A 23,325-nucleotide genomic window follows, 5' to 3' on the forward strand; every position below is an offset into this window, starting at 1 on the left:
GTAATCCGTATTTGTCGTTGCGCTTACTTGCGGCCCGCAAGCTGGGTGCGGCGCTCAAAGTATGCGGAGAGCTGGCCCAGCGGAACAGTGATAATCAGGTAGCACAGACCCGCAACCACCAGGGGAGTCAGGCCCGCGTTAGCGGCGGTCAGGCCCTCACGGCCGAACTTCGCCAGCTCGTACTGAGAAACCGTCACGCCCAGCAGGTACACGAGGGAGGAGTCCTTGGTCAGCAGGATAACCTCGTTGGTCAGCGGGGGTAGAACCACTCGGAACGCCTGGGGAATAATGATCGAAATCATCGCGCGAGTGTGGGACATACCCAGGGAGCGTGCCGCCTCCATCTGGCCCTTCGGGATCGCCTGCAGGCCCGCACGCAGAACCTCACTAATGTAGGCTGCCGAAACCATACCCAGGGACAGGGTCACCGGAATCAGGTTATCCACGAAGCGGATCTTGAACGCCAGGGGAATACCGTAACCGAACGCGAAGAAAACCAGCAGCGCCGGGATGCCGCGGAAAAGCTCCACGTACAGGGTCGCAATCCAACGGTAGGGGGCGATAGAGGAAATACGCATGAGCGCGAGCAGCAGACCACCGGAGAGACCCACGATGAAGCCCAAGGTGGTGTACAGCAGGGTGTTCTTCAATGCCACGGTGATGACGTCGGGGAACTGCTGAGCCGCAACGTCCAGGTTGAATACCTGCTGGCTGAGGGTCTTCCAGTCAGCCAAAAGAATGGCTGCCAGGGCGATAACCGCCAGAAGGGCGTACTGTGCGTAGCGGAAGAGCTTCTGCTTCTGACGGGGTGAGAGTTTAGAGGACATGCGCTTTCTTATCCGTGTGCTGTTCGGTCAAGAGCGTTTTATACGCTCACAAGGGTGAAGGCCGGAGAATCCCCCAACCCAAAAGTAATAAGGGTACTCCTGAATTGGGGGAGAGGCTAACCTGCTAGATGCTTAGGAAGCGGAGGAAGAGGCGCTCGCGGAGGTCGAGGAGGTGGTGCCCACCCACTTGGCCTTCATCTTGTCGAGCTCGCCGTTCTTCTTGAGCTTGTCGATGGTTGCGTTAGCCTTGGCCAGCAGTGCCTTGTTATTGGAGGAAACTGCTGCGGCAATCTGCTCGGTGTTCTCGGAATCCTGGTAGGCGATCTTGAAGGAGTCCGGGTCATTGGTCAGTGCCTCGGACACCACGGAGAGGTTCGCTGCGACTGCCTTGACCTGACCGGTCTTCAGGGCGGAGAACATGAGGGAGGTGTCTTCGTACTGGATGACCTCTGCACCGTTTTCCTTGGCGTAGGTTTCACCGCTGGTTGCCTGCTGCGCACCAACGCTGACACCCTTCAGGTCTGCGGCGGAGGTGATGGAGGAACCCTTGGGGACCAGGATTGCCAGGTTGTCGTCGAAGTAGACGGTGGTGAATTCCATCTTGCTCTTACGTTCATCGGTCACGCCGATACCCGCCAGGGCGATATCGCACTGACCGGTGGCAAGACCGGTACCGGAGTCCAGACCCTCGAAGCTGATGGAGGTCAGCTGAGCCTTCACGCCCAGGTCGGAGGCGATAGCGTTGGCGATGTCTGCGTCCAGGCCGACGATGGTGCCGTTTTCTTCGTATTCGAAGGGCTTGTAGGGGGTGTTGGTGCAGACGCTGAGGGTGCCGGACTTGACGAGGCTGACCTCGCCGTTGGCGTCGGAGTTCTCGTTGGCAGTGGAGACGCAGCCGGTCAGTGCCAGGGGTAGTACTGCCAGCAGTGCGAGGGGCTTGAGGGATGCCTTCTTGAGGGATGCGGTGTTCATTGGGATGCTCCTGTGTGGGGTGTGCTCTATGAAATCTATGGTCTATTGTGCGCGCCTATGTTAAAAAATGCAAGCATACACATAAATATTCATAAATTTTTGCTGAATATGCATAATTCACACCCCCAAAAACTGAATAAAACCCCGAATTAGCAACTCGAAAACCACTCCGGAACGCACCTTAACGCACCGTGCGACACTACTACGGTTTACCCAACTATCGAATCTAGTAACCTCCATGCCACAATTGAGAGCGTGAACGCAGAGAAGAACACCCGCGCAACCCGCGCAACCCTAGACAAGAAAACCAGCGACATCGCCGCCATGTTCGATACCGTCGCCGAACGCTACGACCTCATGAACGGCATCCTCTCCCTCGGCCAGCACATCTACTGGCGCAAGCAGGCAGTCGCAGCCGTAGACGCGCACCCCGGCCAGAAAGTGCTGGACGTAGCCGCAGGTACAGGCGTCTCCTCCGAACCCTTCGCCGACGCCGGCGTAGACGTTATCGCAGCAGACCTCTCCGAAGGCATGCTCGACGTGGGCCGCCGCCGTCGCCCCGACATGACCTTCGTGCAGGCAGACGTCACCGCCCTACCCTTCGATGACGAAACCTTCGACGCAGTGACCATGTCCTACGGTCTGCGCAACGTCGCCAACTACCCCAAGGCACTGAGCGAAATCTACCGCGTACTCAAGCCCGGCGGACGCATCGTCATCCTCGAGTTCTCCACCCCGACCTTCGCCCCCTTCGGCGCGGTCTACAAGAACTACATCATGAAGGCGATCCCGCCGATTGCCCGCGCAATCTCCTCCAACCCCGAATCCTACGAATACCTCGCCGAGTCCATCATCACCTGGCCCAACCAGCAGGAACTGGCGCAGAAGTTCAAGGAGGCGGGCTTCACCTCCGTACAGTACCGCAACCTGACCGGCGGCATCGTCGCCATTCACCGCGGTTTCAAGCCCGAAGCACACAACGCATAGACACCGCGTTCACACACCACCGAAGACACCAACACCAAGAAGATAGAAGACACCGTGAGCAACGCAGAGCAGCCCATTGCCGCAACCGACCTGCTGGGAGACCTCGACCTGAAGCTTCCCGCAGGCTTCGAACTCATCGCCGCAGACCCCAAGCTGGGTCCGCAGATTCTTTCCTCCCTCGCACGTATTGAGGAGCGCCTGGCAGAAGCCATCGCACAGACCGACCACCTGGCGGACGTAGCATCCCGTCACCTGCTCTCCGCGGGCGGCAAGCGCGTGCGCCCCCTGCTGGCGCTGCTCTGCGCAGCCGTAGACGGCGAAATCAACGATGACGTCATCGAAGCCGCCGTGGTCGTTGAGCTGACCCACCTGGCAACCCTCTACCACGACGATGTTATGGACGACGCCCCCAAGCGCCGCGGCGTGGACAGCGCCCAGATGATTTGGGGCAACTCCGTCGCAATTCTGACCGGCGACCTGATCTTCTCCCGCGCATCCCTGCTGGTCTCCGAGCTGGGTACCCGCCCCATGAAGATTCAGTCCCAGACCTTTGAGCGTCTGGTGCTCGGTCAGCTCTTTGAGACCACTGGCCCCCGTGAGGGTCAGGATCTGCTGGACCACTACATCGCGGTTATTGAGGGTAAGACCGGCTCCCTGATTGCCGCAGCCGGCGAGTACGGCTCCCTGCTGTCGGGTGCTTCCGAAGACGTTATCTCCATGGTCAAGGCGTACGGCGAGCTGGTCGGCGTGGCATTCCAGCTCGCTGACGACGTGATTGACATTGTGAGCGACGGCAAGACCAGCGGTAAGACCCGCGGCACCGACCTGCGCGAGGGCGTGCCCACCCTGCCGACCATCCTGCTGGACCGCGCGGTAGCCGCCGGTGACGAATCTGCTATCAAGGTTCGTGCACTGCTGGATGCCGACCTCAGCTCCGACGAGGCTCTGGAGACCGCTGTGGAGGCGCTCGCCGCTCACCCGGTCACCCAGGAAGCATGGCAGATTGCCTACGACTGGGCGGACCGCGCAATTGCCGCGATTGCTCCGTTGCCCGAGTCCACCGCGAAGGCTGCGCTGGAGTCCTTCGCTCACGCTGTGGTTCACCGCGAGGGCTAAAATACCTCACCACGTAGCGTGTGCGCTGGCGTAAGCGCTGATGCGTCTCATACTTCAAAACCCCCGCTGAATCTGACTGGATTCAGCGGGGGTTTTCTGCATTATGGCTAGTCAGTACCGGTTTTCAGGGTGGGTGTGAGCGAGTGCCCTGTCCCGCATAGTTCCGTATGCTGGGGTCTCCTTGACCGCTATATGCCTTTAAGGTAATCCTTATAGGCATGCCTGAGGCGCACATCCACCCTTCAGACGTTTGACGGCTCCCACGCCCAACCCGTGTTGGAGAGCCGTTTACTATTTCTGGACGCGAGCAGAGCCCCACCCACCCCGACGGGTTATTCTCGCACCAACCATCCGCGTCCCCACACATTCGAGGTTTACAACTATGGGAGCATCTACCCCTAAGGCGCCCACGAAGCGCGAAGGCTTCTCTAGCCGTCGCGTCTTTATCTTTGCCGCCATCGGTTCTGCTGTTGGTCTGGGCAATATTTGGCGTTTCCCCTACATCGCATTTGATAACGGCGGCGGCGCCTTCATGATTCCCTACATTGTCGCCCTGCTGACCGCCGGTCTGACCTTCCTGTTCTTTGACTACGCGATCGGTCACCGTGCGCGTGCGTCGTCCCCGCTGGCTTTCCGCCGTCTGAACCGTAAGACTGAGTTCATCGGCTGGTGGCACATGGGTATTAACTTCGTCATCGCTATCTACTACGCCGCTATTGTGGCGTGGGCTCTGCGTTACATGGTTTTCTCTTTCACGAATGAGTGGGGCGATAACCCGAAGGCGTTCTTCCAGGGCGAGTTCTTGAAGGTCGCAAAGGACCCCGGCGTCTCCTTGGACTTCAACATGAACATCCTGATTCCCATGGTTCTGGTGTGGGGCGTTCTGCTTGCTGTGATGGCTCTGGGCGTTCAGAAGGGCGTGGGCGCAGCCAACATTATCTTCATCCCGCTGCTGCTGGTCATGTTCGTTGGTTTGGTGATTTACTCGCTGACCCTGCCCGGCGCTGTGGACGGCTTGAACGCTCTGTTCACCCCCAGCTGGGACTCCCTGGCTAACCCGGACGTGTGGGTTGCTGCGTACGGCCAGATTTTCTTCTCGCTGTCCATTGGCTTCGGCATTATGGTCACCTACTCTTCCTACCTGAAGCCTAAGACTGACCTGACCGGTTCCGGTGCTGTGGTTGGTTTCGCGAACTCCGGTTTCGAACTTCTTGCTGGTATTGGTGTGTTCGCGGCTCTGGGCTTCATGGCTCAGGCTGCTGGCACCCAGGTGAGCGAGGTTGCGACCAGCGGTATTGGTCTGGCGTTCATCGCGTTCCCGACCATTATTTCTCAGGCGCCCGGCGGCGTGCTGATCGGTATCCTCTTCTTCGGCTCCCTGCTCTTTGCTGGTTTCACCTCCCTCATTTCAATTCTTGAGGTGATTATCGCCGGTATTCAGGATAAGTTCGCGACCTCCCGTCTGGCGTCTACCATTCTGGTGATTGTTCCGATGGCTCTGATTTCGCTGCTGCTGATGCCGACCACCACCGGCCTGTACGTGCTGGATATTCTCGATAACTTCGTGAACCTCTTCGGCATTCTGGCAGCTGGCCTGTGCGCCATTATCGTGGTTGCATACGTGGTGCGCGCACTGCCCGCTCTGGCTGATCACCTGAACCGCTACTCCTCCATCAAGGTCGGCAAGATCTGGATGGGTCTGCTGGCTGTCGTGACCCCGCTGATTCTGGGTTACTCTCTGATTCAGAGCGTTATCAAGCTGATTGCGACCCCGTATGAGGGTTACCCCGCGGATCTGCTGGCGATTTTCGGTTGGGGTATGAGCGCACTGCTTCTGGTTGGTGCGATCGTTGTTTCTCTTCTGCCCTGGTCGAAGAAGTCTCGTGCGGCTGAAGAGCCGCCGGCACCTCCGGTGATTTCCGGTCAGGTGGAGCACGGCCACGTTGATTCGACCATTACCCGTTAGGAGCCCTCATGTCTATCTCCGCAATTGTGATGCTCGTTGTGGCAATCCTGATCATTTGGGGTGGCCTGGGTTTGGCTCTGCTGAACCTGCACCGTCATCCGGATCTGGATGCTCTCGACGATGCTGCTGAAGCTCAGGGTTCTGAGCTTTAGAGTGTGAACGCGATATAAAGTGATGCCCCGCAGGCTAAGGTCTGCGGGGCATCACTTTGTTGTATACGGGAGTGTATTTTGTGCGGGACAGTGTTTTAGCCGGGTTGGGGAGGGCTACTTGCTCTGTACGTCTTCAGCCTGTACCAGCGGGATCATGCCGGTTTCCGGGTCGGACAGCGCGGAGGCGCGGTAGGAGCGGGAGGCGCGTAGCGCATCCACGGTGAAAATGATGAGCGCAATCCAGATGAGGCTCAGACCCAGCACCTTATCGGCGCTCATCTGCTCGTGCAGAACGGTCAGCGCCAGAACAAACTGGATGGTCGGGCCTAGGTACTGCACCATGCCAATGACTGACAGCGGTAGAGCCTTGGTGGCCGCCGCAAAGAGCATGAGCGGCACAACGGTGACCACGCCGGTGGAGGCGAGGAGCCAGAAATGTCCGGGACCCTCACTGAAGAGAGTCATCTGCCCCTGCGCGTTCAGCACAAGCAACGCTGCTATGCCCAGAGGCGCCAGGATAAAAGTCTCTAGAGACAGCGAAATAATAGGGCTGACATCGTGGGCTACGCGTGCCTTGAGCAGGCCGTAGATGCCGAAGGAGAACGCCAAGCCCAGACCCGTCCAGGGCACCTGACCGTAGATGAGGCTCATCATCAGCACCGCGATACATGAAATCGCGACGGATACCCACTGCGCGGCGCGCAGGCGCTCCTGCAGGAAAATCACGCCCAGCACCACGGAGACCAGCGGGTTAATGAAATATCCCAGGGACGCATCAATCGTGTGACCGCTGGTTGTTGCCATCACGTAGATGAGCCAGTTCGCGCAGATGAGGAACGATGCCGCCGTCAGCACCAGCATGATGCGGCGGTCCTTGAGGGCGCGGCGGAAGTCCGCGGTTGCCCGCAAAATCGGTAGTAGCAGGGCGCAGAAAATGAGGGAGAAGACCACTCGCGCCACCACAATCTCAATCGGGCCTGCCGGCGCCATCAGCACAAAATACAGGGGGAGCAGACCCCAAATGATGTAGGTGCCGATGATGGTGATAAACCCGTTACGGGTGGTGTGCTTCTGCGTTTCTGACATGGTTTCGTCTGACCTGATTCTTCGGTTACGTTCTTCTAAGCTATTCATCGGGATGCGCCAGCTGGGTACCCACACAGGTTTCGATGCGCGCACACTACTGTACCCGATACGGGGTGCAGCATACGCTAGGGACGCCGCAGGCGCGGTACCACGAGGATACCGCGCCTGAGGAATGCTGCGTATTCGGTTTAGAGACCGAAGAAGCGGGAGAAGAAGCCCTTCTTCTTGGGCTGCTCTGCCTCGCGGCGTGCAGTTTCTTCCTGCTCGCGGCGGGCTGCCTCTTCGTGTTCTGCCTGCAGATCGGGAGCTGCGCCAGCGTTGCGGATGGGCTCCACGTGCTGCTCTTCGTATTCTGCTGCATCCTGCTCGACCTCGACGGGCTGCTCAGCTGCAGTCTCAGCGGCGACCGGCTCTTCAGCGTACTCTGCGGAAGCCTCAACGGTCTCGTACTCGGGCTGCTCGGCGCCGATGGACTCATCGGTGTAGACGCGAGCCTGTTCGGTCTCTTCTGCCTCGTACTCGCCGGGCAGGGTCTCCACGGTGACCAGGCCGGGCTCTGCGTACTCTGCCGGCTCCTGGTCGAAGGGAGCTTCGTCGGCGGGGTAGAGGTTTTCGGTGCTCTCGACGCCGGGTACCTCGGTCTCTGCGATCGGTGCGTGCTCGGCGATCTCGACGGCGCGCTCAGCCTCAGCCTCGGCACGTGCGGCGGCGCGTTCTGCTGCCTCCTGCTCGCGCTGTGCGTTCTGAGCGGCTGCTTCAGCGGCTGCCACGCGCTCAATCTCGGCGCGCAGTGCCGCGAGGGATTCGCGACGCTGTGCGGCAGCGGCTGCGCACTGCTCCAGTACCTCGGGGCCAACCTGAGGTTCAGCCTGCTCGATGCCGCTGATACGGCCCTCGTCGAACCACAGGCGCAGGGCACCGTCGGTTGCGGTCAGAACGGCGGTTGCCTCGGTGTCCCAAGCAATGTGGAAGCCACGCTGCTGAGCGTAGGAGTCCACCGCCAGAACCTGGTTGTGTACCTCTTCGCTCTGCAGGGTCTTAGCAATGACGCGGCCAATACCCTTGTAGGTCGGTGCCTCGAGGGTCAGCTCAGCACCCTCCAGCAGGGTCCATGCGCGCACGCCAGCGCCCGCGGGTAGCGGGTAGTGTGCGTACAGGCCACTGATGGTTTTGGTCGCCAGGGTCAGGCGGCGTGCCAGAGACTCGGAGAGGGGCAGCTCGTCGGTGGTCAGCTCAACCAGACCGTCACGCTCACCGGTTTCACGCGCCTGAATAGCGGCAGAAACAACGGAGTCGGGGAAGTAGCCCAGCTGCTGCCAAGACCAAATCCAAGTACCGCGGTTCTCAGATTCAGTGCCCAGCAGATGCGGCTTGAGCGAGAGCGGGGGAGTGGTCTCAAAGTCCAGAGACTGGGAGGTGAAATCCACGTTCCACTCGGAGGTACCCACGAGCTCGGCGAGTCGAGCCTGGTACTCGGTGGAGATAAAGATCGATGCGTCGATAAGGTCCTGCAGAGAATTCGTCATGCTTCAAGATTATCAACCTTTTAGCGTTCACTATGCCGTGTATCCCCGGTTTTAGTGTGTGCTTTAGGCGTATTGGGCTCTAAGGCGCCTGTTTGAGCCGTATCCAAGAGCTCTGAGGGAGAGGTAGAGCATATATCTTTCGGCGTAAACTATCTGCGTTGAGTGCCTGTGTTCGTTAGAATCGAAGGGACGGCTTCTTCCGGCACCCTGTAAGCCGACACTACGACCGAACACGGATGCCTCCAGCCGCGCCGTATTCACACTCAAGGATGTATGAACTATGACTGAACCCCGCCTTGCCGAGACGAGTAGCCGTGCCGCGCGCATCCAGGATGCGCTGAACAACATTGGAAGTTGGCTGCTGGATGTCGTTAGTGTTGACCCCGGCTGGAGCGAAATGGTGCTGGACGTCAAGCCTCTGGCAGGTCAGATTTTCGTGCGTGTGCGTGAATTCCGCGACGGTGAAGAGTTCATTGGCACTATCGGTCCGCTCAAGGACGGCTCGCCCATTATTGCGGAGGTCCGCAAGCTGCAGCGTGCCGCCTACGACGGTAACCGCGGCACCTGGTTTACCGCCTCCATCGTGGTGGCGGCAACCGGCTGGCCCAACCCGCAGTTCAGCGTGGGTGCCTCCTATAACCGTGATGATGAGCCCGCCAGCTGGAAGAATGAAGGCACCCTGACCGCAACTGACGTGCGTGAGCATCTGGCTGAGTTCCCTCGTGATGCTTCGCGTATCCCCGCCTGGGCTCGTGAACGTATGGAGGGTCGCGCCCGCCACTCTGCCGCCGCGGCGCTGTCTTCGAGCGAGCATGAGATTCCGAACCCCTACCTGGTCGCTGCCTTGGAGACCTTCCGTAACGATGTGCAGGAGCGAACCCTCATTAACGTGGTCCGCACGATGCTCGGTGGTGACGTTCTGCTCGATGCGACCGGCTCCCTGCTGATTCCCTCCGAGACGGATGCAATGGGCCCCGAATCGGTACTGACCCACCAGGTTATTCGCATGCCCGAGACCGGTATGCAGGCGTTGTGCGTGTTCTCCTCCTCCGAGCACATTGGTAAGAGCTACGTGCGTCAGGAATCCGAGGGCGACGAGCTGATTCTGCGCGAACCGGCGATGAAGGTCTTCATTGATTTCCTCAACAATGAGGCACTGGACCTGATTGTGGTTGACCCCGGCACCGATCACGAGTGCTACATTGAGCGCGCTCAGGTGCAGTGGATTGTCACTTCTCCGCGCAATGACGGTGCGAAGATGGCGCTGGTGCAGGACAACATGCAGATGCTACTCGGCTCGCTGGTGTCTCCGGCATCCGTGCTGCTGGTGGGCGTTGACCCGGCTGACCCGTCCGGTACCTCCTTCGTGTTTGATCCGGATGAGAACGGCAACCCGCAGAGCCTGCTGGTGTTCACCTCGCCCATTGAGATTGCGGCGCTGGACCCGCATATTGAGGTGCGTTCGGCGAATGCCCTGGATATTCTGCGTTACGCCCTGGAGATTGGCGCACCGAGCGTGAAGGTGAACGCAATTAACCCTTCCACCGTGTTGAGCGCGGCGCAGATTCGCGAGCTCCTCGATATTGTGGGTGAATAGGAAGCGGTCTTCGGCGCTTCTCCCGCTGGTGCTAGTGCATCCGCATAGTTCGTAAAACCCGTCACGTAAAATCGCCCGGAAGAGACACCCACACGGTGTTGTCTCTTCCGGGCGATTTTTGTGTTTGGAGAGGGTTGTAATCCTGCAAACGGGTTTAAAATATGGGGCCGGTGACTCCACCTTACTGAAAGTCACCGACCCCATAGTAGTAGCCAGCTGTGCGTCATGTTCTCGAATCTACAGGAGAACAGACGCTGCCGTATCTTATGAACCAGATGCGGCGGCTGCCACGGCCTCGCGAACGCGAGAACCGAGCTCAGGGTGAACGCTATCCCAGTATTGGAACGCGCGTTCACGAATCTCGTCGGAACGAACAGCGCCTACGTGACCGGAGATGTTGCTGATCAGGCGCTCGCGTTCTTCGTCGTTCATGGTTACCTCGTAGAGGGTGCGAGCCTGCGAGAAATCATCATCATCCGGGCGCAGGGTGTAGGCGGTGCGTACCAGCTCGCCATCAGACTCCCAGCTACCTTCGCCAGCGCGTTCCGCATCCGCATGCGGTCCACCCAGACTATTCGGCGCGTAGGTCGGAACGGAGGGGTCGTTGAAGTTATAACGCATCGAACCGTCATGCGAATAGTTGTTCACCGGCGCTGCGTGTGGTGCGTTCACGGGCAGCTGTGCGAAGTTGGTGCCGATGCGGTAGCGATGCGCATCCGGGTAGGAGAAGATACGACCGAGCAGCATCTTATCGGGCGAAGCCGCGATACCGGGCACAAAATTCGAGGGGGAGAAGGCTGCCTGCTCGATTTCGGCGAAGAAATTCTGCGGGTTGCGATCCAGCACCATGCGGCCCACCTTGATCAGCGGGTAATCCGAGTGCGGCCACACCTTCGTCAGATCGAAGGGGTTAATACGGTAGGTCTTCGCGTCCTCATAGGGCATGATCTGCACATAGAGCGTCCAGGCGGGGTAGTCGCCACGCTCGATAGCCTCGCGCAGGTCGCGGCGGTGGAAGTCAGCATCCTTACCCGCCATTTCATCGGCCTGAGCCTGGGTGAAGAACTCGTTGCCCTGCTCGGTCTTGAAGTGGTACTTAACCCAGAAGCGCTCACCCTCGGCGTTAATCCACTGGTAGGTGTGAGAGCCGAAGCCGTCCATGTGGCGCAGGGTGCGGGGCAGGCCGCGGTCGCCCATCAGCCAGGTTACCTGGTGCGCCGATGCCGGATTGAGGGTCCAGAAATCCCACTGCATATCGTGATCGCGCAGACCCGAACCGGGCATACGCTTCTGCGAGTGGATGAAGTCGGGGAACTTAATGGCATCGCGAATGAAGAAGATAGGAGTGTTGTTGCCTACCAGGTCGTAGTTGCCTTCGGTGGTGTAGAATTTTACCGCGAAACCGCGTGGGTCACGCCAGGTATCGGGGGAGCCGGATTCGCCCGCCACGGTTGAGAAACGAATCAGCAGCTCGGTTTTAACGCCGGGCTGAAAGAGCGCCGCACGGGTGTACTGCGAAACGTCTTCGGTGGTTTCAAAGTAGCCGTATGCGCCGGTTCCCTTCGCGTGCACCACACGCTCGGGCACACGCTCACGGTTGAACTGAGCGAGCTTTTCAACAGTGTAAGCATCGTGCAGAACGATGGGACCATCGGCGCCCACGGTGAGCGAATGATCATCTGAAGCCACCGGCGTGCCAGTGCTCGTGGTGGTGTAAGAACCGGGCTGAATGGGGTTCTGCGGGGTCTGATACATATTTGCTTCTCCTTGTGTTTTTGGTGATGCTATGTGGTTTTCGACGAGCATTCTTCCTGTTTTAGGGTGCAGCTAACGAACACTGAGGCGCTGTTTCACGCCCGGAGTAAGGTGTGGGAATGTGGTTCGTTAGTGCTGAACGCTCGCTGCGGCTTGCACCTGGCTCTTCGCCAGTTCTGCTTCTGCCTCAGTTTGACAGTCTACGCACACGCCCTGATAGAGCACGTCTGCGCTGAAGAGCGCCATGCCGTGAAAATTGCTGGGGGTCAGGCAGGGTGCGGAGCCGACCGCGCAGTCCACGTCTTCGACCTTGCCGCAACGTACGCAGAAGGCGTGGTGGTGGTTGTCGCCCGTGCGGGTTTCGTAGAGGGCGGGGGTTCCCGGCGGCTCAAACTTACGCAGCAGGTCGATGTCGGTCAGGTCGGCAAGAATCACGTAGACCGACTGAACCGTAATGGCGGGGATGCGCTCGCGGACTGCCTGCACGATGGTGTCGGCGGTGGAGTGCGGGTGTTCCTGTACAGCGTGCAATACGGCGAGGCGCTGCTTGGTGACGCGGCGGCCCTTGGCGCGCAGGCCGGTGGTCCATGCTTCTTCGAGCTGTTCGGGGCTCATTGCGGAGAGCAGCGGCAGGCCGGTGGTGTGGGCGCAACCGGCACTGTGATGGTCTGGGCTTTGAATCTTCTTCGTATCTAAGGTTGTCTTTGCGTCGGTCATAGGTTTAAGTCTACACGTTATTATGAGAAATTCATCATTATTTTATGAAAAATTCATAATAAGCCGGTGGAGCGTCCCTTTCATCCACTCTGTGGCGCCCCTCCTCGCCCCTGCCTCGGGTGTGAAGAGATGCCGTACAATCAAAGAACCTAGAGTAACCCGTACCGGCGATCACCATCAAGGAGGATAGGGTCATGGTGTACGACTTCACAAACCCCATTTACATTCTGCTGATGATTCTGCTCTTCGGTGTGCCCATCGTGACCCCGGTGATTTACGGCCAGTACCGCAGTACTACCACTGGTTTTGATCTGGAGGGTCAACTGATGCTCGGTCTGCTCTTCATCCTTTTTCTGGGCGCGTACGGCACGATTCTGCTGCTGGGTATTTTCCCCACTGCTACGGCGCAGGTGCTGGAGCAGGTGCCCCTGGTGAATATTCCGGGCGCTATTCCCTAATCCCTTTTGAGCTTTCGGCGCATGGGTGACGCTCTGGGTGAATCCGCGTGCCATAAGGTGCGCCCGCGGGTGCTTGCACGTATTCTATAGAGTCAAGTACACGCTGTACGCACTGACCTAATTGTTCAGGAGGATACCCATGCACAGCCATAACAACGGACTGAAAACTGCCCTGTTGATGGGCTCCATGGTGGGCATGATGTTGCTCATCGGTGGCCTGCTTTCGGCGACTTTCCGCACCTCCATTTTCATCTGGGTTATGGGCCTGTTTAGCTTGGGTTCGGTCGTGTACACCTACTGGAACTCCGATAAGCTCGCCCTGCGTTCCATGAACGCGTACCCGGTCAGCCGTGAAGAAGTTCCGGTACTTTACGACATAGTGGAGGAGCTGTCCTCCCGCGCGGGTCAGCCCATGCCCGCCCTCTATGTGGCACCGACTATGACCCCGAACGCGTTTGCGACCGGTCGTAACCCGCAGAATGCGGCGGTGTGTTGCACTGAGGGTATTTTGCAGTTGCTGGATGAGCGCGAGATGCGCGGCGTGCTCGGCCACGAGCTGATGCACGTGTACAACCGCGATATCCTCACCTCTTCGGTGGCGGCGGGTATCGCCTCCATCATCGGTACGATTGCGCAGATTCTTTCGTTTGGTGCGATGTTCGGTGGTTCCAGCCGCGACGGTGAACGCTCGAACCCTATCGCCATGTTTGTGATTGCCATGCTGGCTCCCATTGCTACGCAGGTCATTCAGATGGCTATTAGCCGCACCCGTGAATTTGATGCCGACGAGGATGGCGCACGTCTGACCGGTGACCCGCTGGCGCTGGCTTCGGCACTGCACAAGCTGGAGAGCGGCGTGTCTATGTATCCGATGGACCCGAATAACCGCAACACTGAGGCGGCGAGCGCCATGATGATTGCGAATCCCTTCGGTTCGCTGAAGAATATGCTCTCTACTCACCCGCCGATGGATCAGCGTATTGCGCGTCTGCAGCAGCAGGCTCGCGAGATGGGTCAGTACTAAGTCTTTTCTCTACCGAATCATTCGGGAGCGAATGTGGCGCTGCATGAATATGACTCGGGGTGACGATTGTGACTCGCGGTGACGGGTCGGCAGACAAAAAATCCTCGGGGTGGCTACTGTGGAAGTAGCCACCCCGAGGATTTTTACGTTTCGGCTTCTAGTCCTCTATCCTCACCCATCGCTGGGCGGGGATAGAGGGTGAGAGCCTCGCCTGAGCTTAGCGGTAGTTGACGAACTGCAGGTCAATCTCAAGATCAGCGGACTTGAGCATTGCAATGACTTCCTGCAGGTCATCGCGGGACTTGGAGGAGACGCGCAGCTCGTCGCCCTGGATGTTCGCCTTTACGCCCTTGGGGCCCTCTTCGCGGATCATCTTGGAGATCTTCTTTGCCTGATCCTGCGCGATGCCTTCCTTGATGGAGCATTCGATGCGGATTTCCTTGCCGGATGCGTAGGGCTTGCCGGAGTCCAGGGACTTCAGGGAGATGCCGCGCTTGACCAGCTTGGACTGGAAAACGTCCAGCACTGCCAGTGCGCGCTCTTCGGCGTTTGCCTTGATGAGGATCTTGTCGCCGGAGTAGTCGATTTCTGCGCCAACGCCACGGAAGTCGTAACGCTGGGAGATTTCCTTCTGCGCCTGGTGCAGTGCGTTAGAAACTTCCTGCTTGTCCACCTTGGACACAATGTCGAATGAGGATTCGCTAGCCATGGGTTTTCCTTTCGTGAATGAGGTGCTACTGGCACCGGTTAGTACTAGCCTACCGGGTTGGGGCTCTTGTTCACAGCTAACTAACAGAAATACGGGCCTGTTTTACAGGCGTTACCAACCTAAAAAGAGGACAATAGAGATATGACCATTCATAACCTGTCTGCAACGGACGCACACACGAGCGAGGAAGCTCACGACCTGCAAACCCTGCTCTTCATTGACTTGCATACCTCTCTGGGCGCTGAGCCCGAAGATATTCCTGAGGCTGAGCGCCTCAGCGAGCCTGACCACCACGATATTCACCTTGACCTGCACGAGGAAGATGCTGAGCCTTCTCTCTTTGACGGTATCGGTATCACCCTGACGGAACCTTCGCTGGTGGCACGTTTCCGTGGCGTTCGCCGTGACCTGGAGCGTGAGATTGCCGGTGACATGTGCACCGTGGAGCAGGCGCGCCGCTATCTGGAGCACCTGGAGATTGTGCTTCTGCTTGAGCAGGATGGCGATACTCCTTCCCGCTCCTTCTAAAACTGCTGTAGGCGGTGGCTTTATTCGCGGCTTTATTCATAAGGTGAGAGCGTGGGCGCTGCGATAGATATGGGCGCGCGGTGAGCGTGCGCTGACGCTCTTGTGTGACGAAAAGACGATAAATACAACCAGATATATAACCTTCGTCACAAAACCCTATGTGAAGTGTACAAGTCCCTAAAACTGCTGTAGAGTAGTCTCTGTTCGCTTGAGCGAGCAACTAGCACCTAGCTAGGCGGCAGGTTACCCGAGCGGCCAAAGGGGGCTGACTGTAAATCAGCTGGCACTGCCTACGGGGGTTCGAATCCCTCACCTGCCACAAATAGCCCGGTTACGAAAGTAACCGGGCTTTTGTGTATCTAAAACCAGTTTTATAGCGGATTCCGCAGCCGCTTTCCAACCCAGCTGCTTTCCACCGCGGTAATCTTCCACCACAGTGGTCTTCCACAGCAACGGTCTTTCATGGTTGCGCCCGTATTTTCTGGGTGCCCGCATTGGGTGCTTTCCTCAGGATGCTGTAGGGGACGACCACGGGGCTTCGCCCGCCGGGTCGGGCGCCTCCATCATTCGGCTACAGGGACATTCGCCAGAGTATTCGCGACACGCCCGTAAACCGGCTGAAACAGCCGCAAAAAGTATTTACTATGACCGCAATTTGTCATATCTTTCACATGTTTGAATCCCAGAGCGAACAATTAGCGATTGGGGTCTTGAGGGTGTAGCTTTATCTCATGGCTACTAATGAAATTACTCAGCAGAACCTGACTGCTACCGTCGAGAGCAACGATATTGTCTTCCTGGACTTCTGGGCAGATTGGTGCGGTCCCTGCAAGCAGTTCTCCCCCGTCTACGAGGCGGCTTCGGAGAAGCACAGCGACATTGTTTTCGGCAAGGTCGACACCGAGGACCAGGGCCAGCTCGCTCAGGCAGCAGGCATCACTTCCATCCCCACCATCATGGGCTTCCGTGACGGTATCCTGGTATACCAGCAGGCTGGCGCACTGCGCGAAGACCAGCTGGAGACCGTAATCGGTTCGATCCGCGAGCTCGACATGGACAAGGTCCGTGCAGAGATCGCAGCAGCAGAGGGCTCTGCAGAGAAGAAGTAAGCTCACCACCACAAAAGAGCTTGAACGGGGCGCACCCGCCGGCACAACCGGCAGGGGCGCCCCGTCCCCTTTTAACCTCGTGAGGGTGCAGGAGCGTTAGCGGTCGCGGTGATCCTCAATGGTCATGCGCGCCCCGTAGCGCTGCTTCGAAAAGCCCGAAGCATGCATGAGCCGCACCAGACGCTGCCGATGCGGGCTAAAGGGCGCCAGCAGGGAGAGCATTCCCGCATCATCGGTGCGCTGACCGGTGAACAGTTCACCAACCGCGTGCGCTAGATGATAGTCGCCCACGCTGATGGCATCCGGGTGCCCGCACACACGCTGCAGGGCCTCGGAAATACTCCACGGGCCCACGCCGCGCACAGCGTGCAGGCTCCGCGCCAGAAGTGCGACGTCGCCTTCTGCCGCAATGTTTTTTAGAGACTCTGCGGAACGAGCGTAAGCGTACACGGCATCGTAGCGGCTTTTGTCCACACCCGCCCGATGCCAATCCCAGGTCGGAATCGTCGCCAGGGTCCGGGCGCTCGGGTAGACGCGCATCCCATCCGGCTGATGCCCCAACCCGGTCGAAGGGGCGGGGGAGCCGTACTTTCGCAGAACCCAGCCTAAGGTCCTGAACGCTTCGGTCTGGGTGATGCGCTGCTCCACAATGGCGTTGAGCATCTGCCGGTCCAGCTGCCCCGAAGCGCTGAGGCGGAGCCCCGGATTCTGCCGCCACGCCTGCTGAACACGCGGCGGAAGAGACTCAAAAGAAGACAGAGCACCGAACTGTTCGGCGGGGTCGTGCAACCCCAGCCAGTACGTCATTTCCTGCGCTAGCGCCTGAAGGTCGGCTCGCGCCTGCATCTGCTGATCAGCGGCACTATAAGAAACCCAGATACGAATACGCACCGGGCGCATCAGCAGGCGATGCAGGGAGGGGAGAGTCTCGGGAAGCTTAGCTGGCTGCGCCAATCGTTCGGCGTACAGCACCGCCGGGAACTCATGAAACGGCGTGCGAGCCGTCAACCAGATTCTCTCGGCACCATCCGCGCGGCTCAGCGCACGATACGAAAGATCCTGAGCACCGCGGCGCAACGACCCCAACGTCTGCGACAACTGCACCGGAACATTCGGCTCAATCACGACTTCACACGCCTCGGGAGCCAGGGCACCGGGAAGGGGCGAAGCGGTGGGGGAGAGAGTACGAACCTGAACGCGCGGCTGGCTAAGAATGGTAGGCTCCTGAAGAACATCCGTAAACGCCGGCGCATAGGGCACACCAGCTGCCGCCAAAGGATGCCGGATGCGCCGAGCACCCGCTACCGGGTGGCTGTCAAGGGTCGCACAGTTAGGGGTGACACCATCGGGGGCTGAGGAAGGAAACGTACTCACCACACCAGTCTATGCGCCCAAACCGGGCAACAACATCCGGGGCAGATATTTGAGGGACAAGATACAAAAAGCGCAGGAAGGGCAGGCACAGCGCTAATGCGATACCCTAAAGGGTAGAGCGAGAACGAACGCAAACTCCGCCACCGGCAACGACAAAGGCGATGCGTTCCACCCGCTCTGTGGGCGCCTGTAGCCCGGACACACACCCCGAGAGAAGGACGCCTATGGCAGCGGAAGCACACGAAGCATCCTCGAATACTGACGCACCTGAACAGAAGAACAGCACCGACACCAGCGCGGGCCGTACTCAGCGCGCCAAGAAACAGCCGCGTCAGTCCCTCACCGAGCGCGTCAAAAGCATCCGCCCCCTCGAACTACTACCCGGCCTGCTGCTTGCCGCCGCCGTCATGGCGTTGTACACCTACTACTCGCTGCAACAGATGAAGCACTGGATTACCCCCTCCTGGGACCTGGCGATTTTCACCCAGATGGCTCAGGCGTACTCGCACTTCTCCGTGCCCATCGTGCCCATTAAGGGGCCCGACTTTAACCTCTGGGGTGACCACTTCCACCCGATTCTGGTGCTCCTGGGACCCATCTACGCGCTGTTCCCCTCACCGACCACGCTACTGGTCGTGCAGAACGCCCTGGTCGCCTTCGCAAGCTTCGCCATTGTGCGCTTCACTCAGCGTGCCTTCGCGCTCGCCCAAAAAACTGAAGATGCGCAGAAGAGTGAACCCGCGCAGAACGCTCAATCCGCAAAACTTCAGGGCGTTATCCCGACCATCACCGGTCTGCTACTCGGCGCCGGATTCGCCCTCAGCTTCGGCGTTCAGCAAGCTATCGCCGCCCAATTCCACGAAGTAGCCTTCGCCGTGCCGCTACTGGCCATGAGCCTCGGCTACCTGGTGCTCGCCTCACGAGTGAGTGGCACCGAACGCGCACGCTACCTCGCCTACGCCTGCTGGTGGGCTCTACCCATTGCCTTCGTTAAAGAAGATATGGGCATTACTGTCGCAGCCATCGGCCTCATCATCTTTATCCGCACCGGCTGGCTGAGCACCGCCGTAGACATTCTGATGCCGCGCCTCTCCGCGGGCACCCCCGCCCCCATGCGAATCCGCGTGCATCAGCTCTACTCCTCCTGGGCGCGCACCCCCGCCGTCGCCGAATCCACCATGGTCATGATTTGGGGCGTATTCTGGTCCGCCGTCGCCATCTACGTGATCCTGCCCTACTTCAATAGCGGCGGAAACTTCGACTACGCCGACAAGGTGAACTTCTCCGCAGCCCTGGGCGACCCCTTCGGCTCGGCACTGCAGATGCTCAGCAACAACACCAAGCTGGCAACCCTCGGCCTGCTGCTCATTACCGGAGCAGTCCTCTGGGTGATTTCTCCGCTCGCGGCAATTGCCCTGCCGACCCTTGCCTGGCGTCTACTCTCCACCATGGAATCCTACTGGGCAAGCACCTGGCACTACTCGCTCGTGCTCATGCCCGTCGTCTTCCTCGCCCTGCTCGACGCTGTCATGCGGATACGCTACGGAGTGGTTCCCGCTGCGATTCCGGCGCGTTTGGGCGCGCGCGCAGCCGATAGCGCCTCCGCGCAGGAACCTCAGACCAATACCGAGCCCGGCCGCCTGACCGCCACGGCGCGCCGCATGCCCGTGTGGGTTCTGCCTGCCGTGGCGCTCTTCCTAGCCGCGTCCCCGATTTTCGTGCCCGGATCCCAGCAGCCCCTCGCGTCCCTGGGTAATGCGCAGTTCACCGCCTCCGCGCTGACTACGACTGACCAGATGAAGCAGGACGCCGTCCAGAAGGTACCTGAAGGGGTATCGGTCGCATCTGACCTGTCGATTCTGACCCAGCTGATTCCCGGTCGTACCGTCTACTGGATTGGACACACCGGTAAGCCAGCGCCCGACTACGTGGTCATCGACCGCATGAGCAACTCCTGGGGCGGCAACCCGCCAACCAACGCCGCACAGTATGCGGCTGACCGCTACGGCAGCTCCTACGCTAAGTATGCGACCGTCGGCACGATTGATATTGTGCGACGCGTCGACTAGCCCCTCGGCTCAGCAACTGAAAGAGCGTCCACCCCGCACGCAGCGGGGTGGGCGCTCGCGTTTAAGAGATGAGGTTTTAAGCACCTTTTGGGGTTAAATGGACGCCGCTAAGGTAGACTAGGTAGAATACGGGAACCCCCGATGAAGGTCTTGTGCGCACCCGGCACCCAAGGTGGTGCTGGAATTGTAGGTGCGCCGTACTCACCATCACCGATTGATACGCCCCATAAATTTGCGGTTTACACCGTACACGCGGGCTTCTCTTAACGATCTCTGGTCCAGCGTCTTTGCTGCGTCTGCTGTAACAGACACACCACCGCCGTAGAGCGGGAAGGCGAACCACCAGGAATACGTGACATTGCATGTGAGCATTACCCACCCTGTACACCCTGATTCACAGGAACTACTGTGCGTTGAGCGTAGAGTACGAACAAGCGTGCGGATAATGTGCCGAGAAATTCAAGACCACCCCCAGCAAAGAGCCGCTACCCGTAGCATCCGCAGAACACCTCTGCAGAATGTGCCGGTAACGGAGGACCCCTGGACGCTCTACTCCCCAGGGGATGATGTGTGGCTGGGCCGTGAAGGGGACACCCGGTAAGCGCCGAAAAGCGTGCGCTATCCACCCCTACCGTATAGAGGAAAAATTGACTGAGAATACTGCTACCCCGGCCGAACTGAACGCCGAGGCAGAGACCGTTGTGACCACTGAGAACATCACCGAGAACACCGTTGAGAGCCCTGCTGTAGAAGCAGAAGAAACCATCGCAGAAGCTACTGCAGAAGCACCCGCCGAAGAAACCGCCGACAAGGCTGAAGAAGAAGGCGTACGCTTCACCGACCTGGGCCTGGACGCACGCGTCCTGGCAGCCCTGGAAGAGGTAGGCTACGAGAAGCCGTCCCCCATTCAGGAACAGACCATCCCCCTGTTGCTTGAGGGCCACGACGTGGTTGGTCTGGCACAGACCGGTACCGGTAAGACCGCAGCATTCGCGCTGCCGGCACTGTCCCGCATGGCTGAACTCGCCGACATCAACGGCGTCTCCCGCGACACCCAGGTTCTGGTCCTGGCACCCACCCGCGAGCTGGCTCTGCAGGTTGCAGAAGCCTTCTCCTCCTACGCAACCCACATGGAGGACTTCACCGTCCTGCCCATCTACGGTGGCTCCCCCTACGGCCCGCAGCTGGCTGGTCTGCGCCGCGGTGCGCAGGTCGTCGTCGGTACCCCCGGCCGCGTGATTGACCACCTGGAAAAGGGGTCCCTGGACCTGTCCAACCTGCAGTACCTGGTACTCGATGAAGCAGACGAAATGCTGCGCATGGGCTTCGCCGAAGACGTGGAAAAGATCCTCGAAGGCACCCCCGACAGCAAGCAGGTTGCCCTCTTCTCCGCAACCATGCCCAACTCGATCCGCAAGATTGCTCAGCAGTACCTGAACGACCCCCGCGAGGTTCGCGTCAAGGCTAAGACCACCACCAGCTCAAACATCTCCCAGCGCTACATGCAGGTCATGCACTCCCACAAGCTGGACGCAATGACCCGCGTGCTCGAGGTTGAAAACTACGACGGCATCATTGTCTTCGTGCGCACCAAGAAGGAAACCGAGGAAGTTGCCGACAAGTTGAAGGCACGCGGTTTCGCGGCGGCAGCGATTAACGGTGACATCCCCCAGCAGCTGCGTGAGCGCACCGTTGACGCCCTGCGTGACGGCCGCATCGACATCCTCGTGGCAACCGACGTGGCGGCACGCGGCCTGGACGTTGAGCGCATCTCCCTGGTCGTCAACTACGACATCCCCCACGACACCGAGTCCTACGTGCACCGCATCGGTCGTACCGGTCGTGCAGGTCGCGAAGGTGCCGCAATCCTCTTCGTCACCCCGCGTGAGAAGTACATGCTGCGTCAGATCGAGAAGGCAACCCGCCAGAAGGTCGAGCCGATGCACATGCCCACCGCAGAGGCAGTGAACGAGACCCGTAAGCAGCGCTTCGCACAGCAGATTACCGAGACCATCGAGTCTGAGGACCTGAGCTTCTTCCGCGAGATTATCGAGGACTACGAGAACGAGCACGACACCACCGCTGAGGACATCGCAGCCGCACTGGCTGTTATCGCCCAGCAGGGTCGCCCGTTCTTCCTGGATGAGGAAGAGGACATCGCGCGCAACTCCCGCCCCTTCTCCGACGACGATTCGGACCGCGGCGGCCGCAAGGCAAAGCGCGCGCGCAACGACGAGGGCATGGTCAACTACAAGCTGAACGTTGGCCGTTCCTCCCGTGTGACCGCAGGCGCTATCGTGGGCGCGCTGGCTAACGAGGGTGGAATTAAGGGCTCCCAGATTGGCTCCATCGACATTCGCCAGCACTTCACCATTGTTGGCCTGCCTGAGGACCTGCCCCGCGACTTCTTCGACCGTCTGCGTGACACCAAGATCGCTGGCGAGTTCATCAACATCCGCAAGGACAACGGTCCCAAGGGCGGCGGCGGTGGCCGCGGCTTCGGTGGCGGTCGTCGTGAGGGTAGTTTCCGTGACTTCGATCGCCGCGAGGGTGGTCGTCGTGAAGGTGGCCGCCGCGAGGGTGGCTACCGCGGTAACCGTGAGGGTGGCCGTGACTTCGGTGGCGACCGCGACTTCAAGCGTGGCGGCCGCGATTTCGGTGGCAAGCGCAATGACCGTGACTTCGGCGGTCGCGACTTTGGTGGTCGCGATAACCGCCGTGAGGGCGGCTACCGTGGCAACCGTGAGGGTGGCCGTGACTTTGGCGGTCGCGACTTCGGCGGCCGTGATAACCGCCGCGAGGGCGGCTACCGCGGTAACCGTGACGGCGGCCGTGACTTCGGCGGCCGCGGCAAGCGCTACTAAGATTTCAGCTAAGCCTGAATTCGCGGTATGAGGGGCTTGCTGAGGCTATCGGCAAGCAGTCTTGTCATCCGCAGATGAGTCAAAGACCGGCAGGGGAACGATGAGCTCTCCTGCCGGCCTTTGTGTGTCTGCGTCAGCTGGAGTGATGGTGTCTGGTCGATGCTGGGTGCTCATGGGGCACCGTGGAGAACAAGTAAGCATCAAATGTGGCGTATGCCATAGCTTTTCCGCTTGCGAGCATTCCTGAAGACCTGTATAGTTTTACCTGTTGCCCCGATAGCTCAGTGGTAGAGCGCCATCTTGGTAAGATGGAGGTCCCGGGATCGATTCCCGGTCGGGGCTCTCTCATTAATTCATGCGAGAGCACGTATTAATGATGTGGCGGTGTAGCTCAGCTGGTTAGAGCGCACGACTCATAATCGTGAGGTCGACGGATCGAGCCCGTCCACCGCTACGCCCCGATAGCTCAGTGGTAGAGCGCCATCTTGG

General features: G+C 59.4%; 19 protein-coding genes and 3 tRNA genes. 14 read left to right on the top strand and 8 right to left on the bottom strand.

Annotated features, from left to right (window positions below):
* Positions 1 to 23 precede the first annotated feature (23 nt).
* Both HMPREF2845_RS01855 and HMPREF2845_RS01860 read right to left on the bottom strand, forming a co-directional pair.
* Positions 24 to 827, bottom strand: a complete 804-nt coding sequence (locus HMPREF2845_RS01855) for an amino acid ABC transporter permease (protein ID WP_005504788.1) — start codon at positions 825 to 827, stop codon at positions 24 to 26.
* A 132-nt stretch (positions 828 to 959) separates the two neighbouring features.
* Positions 960 to 1,799 (bottom strand): ABC transporter substrate-binding protein, encoded by an 840-nt coding sequence (locus HMPREF2845_RS01860; protein WP_070633750.1) that lies wholly within the window; start codon positions 1,797 to 1,799, stop codon positions 960 to 962.
* Between the two features lie 255 nt (positions 1,800 to 2,054).
* On the opposite strand from HMPREF2845_RS01860, the gene HMPREF2845_RS01865 reads away from it, so the two are divergent.
* From HMPREF2845_RS01865 to HMPREF2845_RS09080, 4 genes are all read left to right on the top strand, one after another.
* Entirely contained in the window at positions 2,055 to 2,786 is a 732-nt protein-coding gene (locus HMPREF2845_RS01865) for a demethylmenaquinone methyltransferase (RefSeq protein ID WP_005504795.1), read from the top strand.
* Positions 2,787 to 2,840: 54 nt separating this feature from the next.
* Positions 2,841 to 3,902, top strand: coding sequence for a polyprenyl synthetase family protein (locus tag HMPREF2845_RS01870; RefSeq protein WP_070633751.1), 1,062 nt, complete (start codon positions 2,841 to 2,843; stop codon positions 3,900 to 3,902).
* 382 nt (positions 3,903 to 4,284) lie between these two features.
* Positions 4,285 to 5,868 (top strand): sodium-dependent transporter, encoded by a 1,584-nt coding sequence (locus HMPREF2845_RS01875; RefSeq protein ID WP_005504797.1) that lies wholly within the window; start codon positions 4,285 to 4,287, stop codon positions 5,866 to 5,868.
* An 8-nt stretch (positions 5,869 to 5,876) separates the two neighbouring features.
* A complete protein-coding gene (locus HMPREF2845_RS09080; RefSeq protein WP_005504798.1) occupies positions 5,877 to 6,020 on the top strand; it encodes a methionine/alanine import family NSS transporter small subunit in 144 nt (47 codons plus the stop codon).
* Positions 6,021 to 6,134: 114 nt separating this feature from the next.
* Here the strand turns inward: HMPREF2845_RS09080 and rarD are convergent, their stop codons facing one another.
* Complete coding sequence (rarD, locus tag HMPREF2845_RS01880; protein WP_005504799.1) at positions 6,135 to 7,106, bottom strand: EamA family transporter RarD; 972 nt, start codon at positions 7,104 to 7,106, stop codon at positions 6,135 to 6,137.
* 188 nt (positions 7,107 to 7,294) lie between these two features.
* Positions 7,295 to 8,632 carry a DUF6882 domain-containing protein gene (locus tag HMPREF2845_RS01885; protein WP_070633752.1) on the bottom strand — a complete coding sequence of 446 codons (1,338 nt, stop codon included), beginning with the start codon at positions 8,630 to 8,632 and terminating at the stop codon, positions 7,295 to 7,297.
* A gap of 280 nt (positions 8,633 to 8,912) precedes the next feature.
* On the opposite strand from HMPREF2845_RS01885, the gene HMPREF2845_RS01890 reads away from it, so the two are divergent.
* Positions 8,913 to 10,229 (top strand): SseB family protein, encoded by a 1,317-nt coding sequence (locus HMPREF2845_RS01890; protein WP_070633753.1) that lies wholly within the window; start codon positions 8,913 to 8,915, stop codon positions 10,227 to 10,229.
* Between the two features lie 264 nt (positions 10,230 to 10,493).
* Here HMPREF2845_RS01890 and HMPREF2845_RS01895 read toward each other — a convergent pair whose 3' ends face one another.
* Positions 10,494 to 11,984: a catalase gene (locus tag HMPREF2845_RS01895; RefSeq protein ID WP_049356300.1), complete on the bottom strand. Its 1,491-nt coding sequence runs from the start codon at positions 11,982 to 11,984 to the stop codon at positions 10,494 to 10,496.
* 129 nt (positions 11,985 to 12,113) lie between these two features.
* Positions 12,114 to 12,701, bottom strand: coding sequence for a Fur family transcriptional regulator (locus HMPREF2845_RS01900; RefSeq protein WP_070633754.1), 588 nt, complete (start codon positions 12,699 to 12,701; stop codon positions 12,114 to 12,116).
* Between the two features lie 194 nt (positions 12,702 to 12,895).
* Between HMPREF2845_RS01900 and HMPREF2845_RS01905 the strand changes: the two genes are divergently transcribed.
* Together HMPREF2845_RS01905 and htpX are read left to right on the top strand one after the other, a co-directional pair.
* Entirely contained in the window at positions 12,896 to 13,159 is a 264-nt protein-coding gene (locus tag HMPREF2845_RS01905; protein ID WP_005504804.1) for a hypothetical protein, read from the top strand.
* 139 nt (positions 13,160 to 13,298) lie between these two features.
* A complete protein-coding gene (gene htpX, locus HMPREF2845_RS01910; protein ID WP_070633755.1) occupies positions 13,299 to 14,183 on the top strand; it encodes a zinc metalloprotease HtpX in 885 nt (294 codons plus the stop codon).
* 217 nt (positions 14,184 to 14,400) lie between these two features.
* Here the strand turns inward: htpX and HMPREF2845_RS01915 are convergent, their stop codons facing one another.
* Positions 14,401 to 14,892 carry a YajQ family cyclic di-GMP-binding protein gene (locus HMPREF2845_RS01915; protein ID WP_049341065.1) on the bottom strand — a complete coding sequence of 164 codons (492 nt, stop codon included), beginning with the start codon at positions 14,890 to 14,892 and terminating at the stop codon, positions 14,401 to 14,403.
* Between the two features lie 141 nt (positions 14,893 to 15,033).
* Here HMPREF2845_RS01915 and HMPREF2845_RS01920 point away from each other — a divergent pair, with 141 nt between their 5' ends.
* From HMPREF2845_RS01920 to trxA, 3 genes are all read left to right on the top strand, one after another.
* The gene (locus HMPREF2845_RS01920) at positions 15,034 to 15,420 is read left to right on the top strand and encodes a hypothetical protein (protein ID WP_012902988.1); all 387 of its coding nucleotides are present in this window, start codon (positions 15,034 to 15,036) and stop codon (positions 15,418 to 15,420) included.
* A gap of 237 nt (positions 15,421 to 15,657) precedes the next feature.
* A tRNA-Tyr gene (locus tag HMPREF2845_RS01925) sits at positions 15,658 to 15,739 on the top strand.
* Between the two features lie 412 nt (positions 15,740 to 16,151).
* Positions 16,152 to 16,529, top strand: a complete 378-nt coding sequence (trxA, locus tag HMPREF2845_RS01930) for a thioredoxin (RefSeq protein ID WP_012902990.1) — start codon at positions 16,152 to 16,154, stop codon at positions 16,527 to 16,529.
* A gap of 96 nt (positions 16,530 to 16,625) precedes the next feature.
* On the opposite strand, the gene HMPREF2845_RS01935 is transcribed toward trxA, so the two are convergent.
* Entirely contained in the window at positions 16,626 to 17,903 is a 1,278-nt protein-coding gene (locus HMPREF2845_RS01935; protein ID WP_246824585.1) for a DNA-3-methyladenine glycosylase family protein, read from the bottom strand.
* A gap of 224 nt (positions 17,904 to 18,127) precedes the next feature.
* Here HMPREF2845_RS01935 and HMPREF2845_RS01940 point away from each other — a divergent pair, with 224 nt between their 5' ends.
* The 4 genes from HMPREF2845_RS01940 (at position 18,128) to HMPREF2845_RS01955 (ending at position 23,290) form a co-directional block, all read left to right on the top strand.
* Positions 18,128 to 19,972 carry a DUF2079 domain-containing protein gene (locus HMPREF2845_RS01940; protein ID WP_070633757.1) on the top strand — a complete coding sequence of 615 codons (1,845 nt, stop codon included), beginning with the start codon at positions 18,128 to 18,130 and terminating at the stop codon, positions 19,970 to 19,972.
* Between the two features lie 647 nt (positions 19,973 to 20,619).
* Positions 20,620 to 22,836, top strand: coding sequence for a DEAD/DEAH box helicase (locus HMPREF2845_RS01945; RefSeq protein ID WP_070633758.1), 2,217 nt, complete (start codon positions 20,620 to 20,622; stop codon positions 22,834 to 22,836).
* Positions 22,837 to 23,106: 270 nt separating this feature from the next.
* Positions 23,107 to 23,178, top strand: a tRNA-Thr gene (locus HMPREF2845_RS01950).
* 38 nt (positions 23,179 to 23,216) lie between these two features.
* Positions 23,217 to 23,290, top strand: a tRNA-Met gene (locus HMPREF2845_RS01955).
* Positions 23,291 to 23,325 lie beyond the last annotated feature (35 nt).

Origin of the sequence: Rothia sp. HMSC065B04 (assembly GCF_001812285.1) — a bacterium.
Classification (GTDB): Bacteria; Actinomycetota; Actinomycetes; order Actinomycetales; family Micrococcaceae; genus Rothia; species Rothia mucilaginosa.